Raw genomic sequence first — 7,381 nt, forward strand, 5'->3', positions numbered from 1 at the left:
GATGCTTGTGTGCCAACCTTGGAGGGCGGGGGTCGTTAACTGGGGTGTGTGCCGAGTGACCACTTATGATCGTCCACGCTTGGGAATGGTCGCATTTGCTCAGTACCCTGAGGTCCCGATCAACCACGGATTCCGAACGCTCATCTTTTCTCGCTAGCGCCACTTGGGACGGCTGAACGGCCTCTCTGCTACTCTGGTGGAGACGCCTTTTCGAGCGGCAGTTTACGTGTGACCTGCAGACAACGAGGAGCGATTTGTCCCAGCGATCGAGCTTGCTGCTCGGGTAGAGGATTTCGATTTTGAGGAACGATGGCCCGATGCGCATGCAGCGCCAGTTACGAAGCGTCCCTTCGCTCAGCTGTCGGCGGTAGCGAGCGATGACTTCTTCTGGAGTGAGGTAGTTCGGGTCAGACACGGGCGCAATGGATACCAGAAGTGTGCAACAGCTTGTTGCACACCCGCGGCCCATCGGGTCGGGACCTTCGGAGAATGCGGGCGTCGTCACCGCAGACTTTTCGTCGTGACTGGGTGCTGCCGTTTGAAGGGCTCAGGCGATGATGACCGCTTTGCGCCTCATCTCGGTCATTAAAGTTAAGTGTGCCACGGCCTTTAAGCGGACATTGCCGGCGACCGCGCTGGCGTCGCGGATGCGTCCAATTCCTGACGTTTGCGCTCGGCGCGGCCAGTTCGCAAATTGGCTTGAATCTCTTGGCGACAGCATGTATACATGTTGTCTATGAGTGAGCGACATCAATCACAACGCCCCGCCATGGGGCAACGCGCCGATGCTGCGCAGGACGTGGTCTACCGCTGGCTGAAGCAGCATGTGCTCACCTTGCCCAGCCGCGAGGGCACGTTCCTTACAGAGGCGGAGGTCTGCCGCGAGACGGGAACGTCGCGGACGCCGGTGCGCGAAGCGCTATTGCGGCTCGAAGCCGATGGCCTGCTGCAGATCGTGCCGAAGAAGGGCGCCTATGTTCCGCCGATCACCGAGGCGGAGATCGAAGCTGTCATGCAGGCGCGCGGCTTGGTGGAGGAGTGGTGCGCAGGGCGGGCAGCCGGCTTTGGTGACATGCTTGCGGCGGAACTCGACAGGCTGATCGCCCGACAGGTGGAGGTGCGGCACGATCCCGTGGCGTTCATCGAATGCGACAGGGAGTTTCATCGCACGATCGTGCGCGCCGCCGGCAATCCGGTGCTCGCCGACTTCTATGAGAGCCTGCGGGACCGCCAGTTGCGAATGGGCGTGCATGTCATGACGATCTCCGGCGGGCGCGGCGACAGCGTGCTTGCCGAGCACGCAGCGATCGTCGAAGGCATACGCTGCGGACAGCCCGAACAGGCGGCCGCGGCCGTCGCCCAGCATCTGGCGCGGACGCTCGTCGCCTTGCGGCTGCCGACCGGGGCAGGTTGGCGCTCGGTTGCAACCGCGCGTAGCGCGGCGGTGGCGCAGTAAGAGGGCGGCCGCGGCGTTCGCATCTCGATGCCGCCGAACGTCGAGACACACAGTGGCGGCGGGCAGTTGGTCAACGGAATTGGTGAATTGACTATTGTGACCTAACCGATCGGTGCCGAAAGGGCCGGAGCATGATCAGCGAAAGATTAACGGCTTTCGATGTGCGCGCGTTCCGGCAGGCGCTGGCACAGTTTCCGACCGGCGTCTGCGTCGTCACCTGTCTGGCCGACGGTGAGCAACTCGGCATGACGATAAGCTCGTTCAACTCGTTGTCGCTTGACCCGCCCCTCGTCCTGTTCAGCATCGATTGTCGTTCAGCTGGCCTGCCGCTCTGGCAGAAGGCTGCCAGTTATACGGTCAACGTTCTCTCAGAAAACCAGAAGGACATTTCCAACCGCTTCGCCAAGCCGCTTTCCAACAAGTGGGAAGGGATGCGCTTCGAGCAGGGCGGCTTTGGTGGCCCGGTGCTGCCCGGAGTTGCGGCGCTATTCGATTGCGAGTTGTGGGCCAGGCACGAAGCCGGCGACCACGTGCTGTTTATCGCCAGGGTGAAGCATTTCCGGTCCTTCGCCGACCGGCAGCCACTGGTTTTCGGCAAGGGGCGCTACGCATCACTGCAGCCAACGGAGTTTACGGCACCGCTCTGGCCACTGGACATTCACTACTGATTTCTTGGTAGTACTGACCTTGGAGGGAAAGATGATCAAGACCGGGGCGCAGCATATCGAGATGCTGAGAGACGGCAGACAGGTCTATATCAACGGCAAGGCGGCCGGCGACGTCACCGCGCATCCAGCCTTTCGCCAGACGATCCGGTCGATCGGCACGCTCTACGACTTCCAGGCGCGGCCGGACAACCGGGAGCTGATGACCTTCGAAGTGCCCGAAAGTGGCGGGCAGCGGGCCAACCGCATCTGGCAGTTGCCGCGCAGCCATGCCGACCTCGTCGAGCGGCGCAAAGCGCTGGAAGCCTGGACGGAACTTCATTATGGCTTTCTTGGCCGGGCGCCGGACCACGTCGCCTCCTGCATCTCGGGCATGTTCATGGGGATCGAGGTCTTCGAGGCCTATGACAAGGCCCGCGCCGCGGCACTTGCCGACTATTACCGCTACGCCCGGGACAATGAACTCTATCTCACGTATGCCATCCTCAATCCGCAGGCCGACCGCTCGAAATCCGCGGGGGAGCAGCAGGACCGCTTCCTCACCGCCGGCATCGTCGATCAGGACGCCGCAGGCCTGACGATCCGCGGCGCCAAGATGCTGGCGACCGGCGGCATCATGGCAAACGAGGTGTTCGTCACCTGCATTCAGCCGCTGCGCGAGGGAGACGAGCCCTACGCGGTGTCCTTCGCCGTGCCGATGAATGCGGGCGGCGTGAAGATCTTGTCACGCAAATCCTACGAGGAGCACGCCGTCAGCGTCTTCGACAATCCGCTCGCCAGCCGCTTCGACGAGAACGATGCCGTGCTTTATTTCGACGATGTGAAAGTCCCCTGGGACCGCGTCTTCGTCAGCCAGGACATCGCCATGTGCCAGCGGCAGTTCCATGCCACGCCGGCGCATGTTTACCAGAACTACCAGGCGCAGATCCGCCTGATGGTGAAGATGCGTTTCCTCGTCGGTATTGCCCGGCGAATCGCCGAGACCAACGGCGTCATCAACTTTCCGCAGGTGCGCGAGACACTCGGAGCGCTCGCGGCGCAGAACACCATGGTCGACGCGCTGGTACACGCCATGGAGGTCAAGGGCCGCATGCATGGCGCCTATTTCGTGCCCGACGCGCATACGCTCTATTCGGCTCAGGTGCTGACACAGCAACTCTATGCCGGGGTGATCCTCGCTTTGCGCGAACTGGCGGGCGGCGGACTGATCATGCTGCCGTCCTCCGTCCAGGATTTCGCCGATCCGGAGTTGCGCAGTCTGATTGAAAAGACGCAGCAATCGCCGGTCGCCTCGTCGGAGGGCCGGGTAAAATTCTTCAAGCTCGCCTGGGACGCAGTCGGCTCGGAGTTCGCCTCGCGCCACACGCAGTACGAGATGTTCTATGCTGGCGCCACCTTCGTCACCAAGGGGCACAGCTTCCGCACCTTCGACTGGGACCGCTGCACGCAGCTCGTTGACCACATGCTGGACAGCTATTCGCTGGAAGACGAGGTCGACCGCGCTGGTCTGGTTGCTGCTTGAGGTTGCCATGCCGATCCGAAAGGAACACAAGGAATTTCACACGATCGACATGACCGGGGAGGGCTGGCACGCGCCCCCTGGCTACCCGCCCGGCATTGAGCAGAAGATACTTGCCGGCCGGCTCGACGAGGCAGGCAAGACGGGGAACCGCACGCGGCTGCTGCGGTTTGCGCCGGGCGCCTATACGACGGTGCCGTTCGTGCATGAGTACTGGGAAGAGGTCTATTTGCTATCGGGAGACCTCATCGTCGGCGGATATTCGATCGAACAGCCGTCGCTGAGTTTTGCCCCGAACACCTACGCCTGCCGCCCGCCTGGCGTCTATCACGGTCCCTTCCGGTCGCAGACCGGGTGCCTGCTGCTTGAGCTTCACTACTACGAGACTTGATTTTTTTCGAATGATGTTCCGCTCCAAGCGCCTGCGGATTCTCTCGCTTTTGTGCGCCACCGAGTCATAAGACGTCTGGCAACAGTGCGTCTCTGACGTTCAGAAGTCTGCTGCGGGTCAGTTCACGTCGGTGCCCACACCAACCTGAATGTCCGGTCTTGAATAACGGCGCTGCGCGAATGGGCCTATGCCATCGCCTATCCAACTTCAGATCACCGCGCCGCAGAGTTGCCGGTCTGGCTGCATCGCTACAATTGGCACCGTCCCCACGGGAGTCTAAAGTCCAAAACACCTATCAGTCGCCTCGCTCTAACCGAGCACAACCTGTTGAGGCTCCACACCTAGCGGAGCTACGAGCTGGCCTCCGGTCGATGCGGCCCGAAACTGCATGCAACAACCCGTCGATTGCCATGCTGGCTTTCACTCTACCCGCAGCGATGGTGTTAGATAATACTCGCTAAGGCGAGTAGAACGGTTCGCAGACAGGAGGACCGGCATGGGCGTGCAGCAGGTTGAGCGTCGGCTTGCGGCCATACTGGCGGCAGACGTGGTGGGGTACAGCCGCCTCATGGGCGCCAACGAAGTCGGCACGCTGGCGGCATTGAAAGCGCATCGCAGCGAGTTGGTCTATAGCAAGATCGCCGAATACCAAGGCCGCATCGTCAAGCTCACCGGCGACGGCATACTGGTCGAATTCCCGAGCGTGGTGAACGCGGTCGAATGCGCGTCAAAAATCCAGCGCGAGATGCGCGTGCGCAACGCCGATATCCCGGAGGACCGTCGGATCGAATTTCGCATCGGCATTAATCTGGGCGACATCATCTTCGAGGACAACGACATCTACGGCGATGGGGTGAACATCGCAGCGCGCATCGAGGGTGTCGCCAAGCCGGGCGGCGTCTCGGTGTCGGCGGTGGTTCGCGATAATGTCGGCAACCGGCTCGATCTCGTCTTTGAAGACACCGGTGAGCATACGCTCAAGAACATCGAGCGGCCGGTTCGCGTCTTCGACGTCTATCTCCGTTCACCGCTGCCCCAATCCGCGACCGTGACGCAGGCTGCGGCAAAGCCCGCCGTTTCGGATAAGCCATCAATCGCTGTCCTACCCTTCGTCAACGTGAGCGGCGACCCGGAGCAGGGATATTTCTCCGACGGCATCACCGAAGACATCATCACCGACTTGTCACAGATTTCCGGCTTGTTCGTGGTGAGCCGGAACTCGTCGTTCGCTTACAAGGGCAAGGCGGTGAAGATGCAGCAGGCCGCCATCGAGCTTGGCGTGAAGTTCCTGCTCGAGGGCAGTGTACGCAAGGCGGGCCAGCGGGTGCGCATCACCGGTCAGCTCATCGACGGCGCCAGCGGCGGCCATTTGTGGGCCGCCCGTTACGACCGCGACTTGACCGACATCTTCGCCGTGCAGGACGAGATCACGCACATGATCGTCGATCAGCTCAAGGTCAGATTGCTGCCGGAGGAAAGGACGGCGATCGCCCGGACGCCGACAGCGAATGTCCACGCCTATACCGACTATCTGAGGGGGCGTCAGCTCCTCAGCTTGAGGACAAGATCGTCCCTAACATTAGGCCGAAGCTTGTTCGCCAGGGCGGTGGAATTGGATCCCCTCTATGCGCGCGCTTATGCCGGCATGGCTTATTGCGAGTCCTATCTGAAATCTACGCAGGGAGCCGTCATCTCAGTCGAAACAATTCTCGCAACCGCCGCTAACGCGCTGTCAATCGATCCCGATCTGGCAGAGGCGCATGCGGCCCGCGGCATGGCTCTGAACATCGCCGGCCGCTCAGGCGAGGCGGTTTCAGCCTTCGAGAAGGCGCTCTCGCTGGACCCCAACAGCTATGAGGCTAATCTTTTTTACGGTGAGTTTTGCCACACCAGAGGCGATTTTGATCTTGCCGCGAGGCATTTCGTTCGCGCCCTGGAGATCGAGCCGGACGATTACCGCTCGCCGCTCCTCCTCACTGCTGCCTTGCGTTCCCTTGGACGCTACGATGAAGTGGAAGGTTACGCGCGGCTTGGATTGAAAAGGGCCGAGGAAGCGTCCCGGCTGCATCCGGAAAGTTCCGATCCCATCCAACTAGGCGCCTGTGCACTTGCGGCGCTCGGCGAAGGCAATCTGGCGAAAGCATGGGTGGGGCGGGCCTTGGCGATTGATCCGAAGGACAATAGCGCCCGATACAACGCCGCTGTTGTTTATTCAATGGTCGGCGAGTTGGACCGAGCCATCGATTTATTGGAGATACTGTTTCAGGAAGGCGATATCGACGCTAAAATCTGGTTCAAGCACGATTCGTATTTCGATCCAATCCGCGGTCATCCGCGCTATCAACAGCTGCTTGAACTCGCCGGATAGCGCTCGCCGCCTATTTGGCGCCACGCTGGACCTTGGATGGCGTCCTCGCCGACAAGGAGGCTGGTCTGATCCGCGAGGCCGCCGCACGCGGATGCACGACGCTCGACGGCTTCTGCATGCTCGTCAATCAGGAGCTGATTAGCGTCAGACTCTGGACGGGGCAGGCCTATGCCATGCCTATCCACTTCAGATCACCGCGCCGCCGAACTGCCTGTCTGGCTGCACAGATACAATTGGCATCGCCCACACGGCAGCCTAAAGTCCAAACCACCCATCAGTCACCTCGATCTAACCCTGGACAACCTGTTGAGGCTCCACAGCTAGCGGCCCCAAAGCGACCCTTGGCTAGTTCTACAATTCGCGAATGACTGGGGTTCCTGGAAGCTTTTCGAACTTTCTGGGCGTATCGACTGGTGCGAGGGAAGCGCGCTCGAAATGCCGTTCCCTGACCCCACCTTCGATCTGCGCCAATTCGGAATGCAGTTTTTCCCCGGACCGATCGAATGCGCTGCGTGAGATGTTCCGGGTGCTGGTGCCTAACGGCCGACTGGCCCTAAGCGTTTTCAGCGCTGTCGACCACACTCCTGCGAATCGCCTCCGTATAGATCAGCCGCAGAGGCGAGACCAGCGATCTGGCTCTCTTGAATCTTCTGATCGGCACGTGCAGCTGCGCAGCGGCTGCTGGAGATGCTCCGGCCTTCACGATTGGGGCTTTCGCGCGGATGGACTTCGTGCGCCGGGCGTTGATGGACACGTTCGTTCAGGCATTGCAAAAGGCCGGGCTCCCCGAATGATTCGTGCCCCCTCGCACGTTCAATAGTGGAGGGTGATGTAACAAGTGCGCAAAGCCCGCCTTAGGTCAACGCTTCGCGCCAGCACTGGCCTGATAAATGGGCTAAATAGCCGTACGCCCGCAATGAATGTGGTGCTGAGAGCCATGACAATCGATAGACGCTCTCTCTGAAGATGGACGGGCCGAATC

At 60.9% G+C, this 7,381-nt stretch carries 5 protein-coding genes and 2 pseudogenes; all 7 read left to right on the forward strand.

Annotated features, from left to right (window positions below; translation table 11 throughout):
- Positions 1 to 769 precede the first annotated feature (769 nt).
- Positions 770 to 1,456: a GntR family transcriptional regulator gene (locus tag AC04SH_RS12190; RefSeq protein ID WP_488575185.1), complete on the forward strand. Its 687-nt coding sequence runs from the start codon at positions 770 to 772 to the stop codon at positions 1,454 to 1,456.
- A 131-nt stretch (positions 1,457 to 1,587) separates the two neighbouring features.
- Positions 1,588 to 2,124 (forward strand): flavin reductase family protein, encoded by a 537-nt coding sequence (locus tag AC04SH_RS12195; RefSeq protein ID WP_488575186.1) that lies wholly within the window; start codon positions 1,588 to 1,590, stop codon positions 2,122 to 2,124.
- Between the two features lie 31 nt (positions 2,125 to 2,155).
- Positions 2,156 to 3,643, forward strand: a complete 1,488-nt coding sequence (locus AC04SH_RS12200; RefSeq protein WP_488575187.1) for a 4-hydroxyphenylacetate 3-hydroxylase family protein — start codon at positions 2,156 to 2,158, stop codon at positions 3,641 to 3,643.
- A gap of 7 nt (positions 3,644 to 3,650) precedes the next feature.
- Entirely contained in the window at positions 3,651 to 4,031 is a 381-nt protein-coding gene (locus tag AC04SH_RS12205; RefSeq protein ID WP_488575188.1) for a cupin domain-containing protein, read from the forward strand.
- 165 nt (positions 4,032 to 4,196) lie between these two features.
- A pseudogene (locus AC04SH_RS12210) lies at positions 4,197 to 4,376 on the forward strand (integrase core domain-containing protein); the annotation flags it as partial.
- Positions 4,377 to 4,527: 151 nt separating this feature from the next.
- Complete coding sequence (locus tag AC04SH_RS12215; protein WP_488575189.1) at positions 4,528 to 6,399, forward strand: adenylate/guanylate cyclase domain-containing protein; 1,872 nt, start codon at positions 4,528 to 4,530, stop codon at positions 6,397 to 6,399.
- A gap of 186 nt (positions 6,400 to 6,585) precedes the next feature.
- A pseudogene (locus AC04SH_RS12220) lies at positions 6,586 to 6,723 on the forward strand (integrase core domain-containing protein); the annotation flags it as partial.
- Positions 6,724 to 7,381 lie beyond the last annotated feature (658 nt).

Source organism: Mesorhizobium sp. CNPSo 4688, assembly GCF_057784295.1.

Bases quoted from the DNA above. Each gene is read 5' to 3' on its own strand.
- AC04SH_RS12190 (WP_488575185.1), top strand. From the start codon at position 770: ATGGGGCAACGCGCCGATGCTGCGCAGGACGTGGTCTACCGCTGGCTG.
- AC04SH_RS12200 (WP_488575187.1), top strand. From the start codon at position 2,156: ATGATCAAGACCGGGGCGCAGCATATCGAGATGCTGAGAGACGGCAGA.
- AC04SH_RS12215 (WP_488575189.1), top strand. From the start codon at position 4,528: ATGGGCGTGCAGCAGGTTGAGCGTCGGCTTGCGGCCATACTGGCGGCA.
- AC04SH_RS12205 (WP_488575188.1), top strand. From the start codon at position 3,651: ATGCCGATCCGAAAGGAACACAAGGAATTTCACACGATCGACATGACC.
- AC04SH_RS12195 (WP_488575186.1), top strand. From the start codon at position 1,588: ATGATCAGCGAAAGATTAACGGCTTTCGATGTGCGCGCGTTCCGGCAG.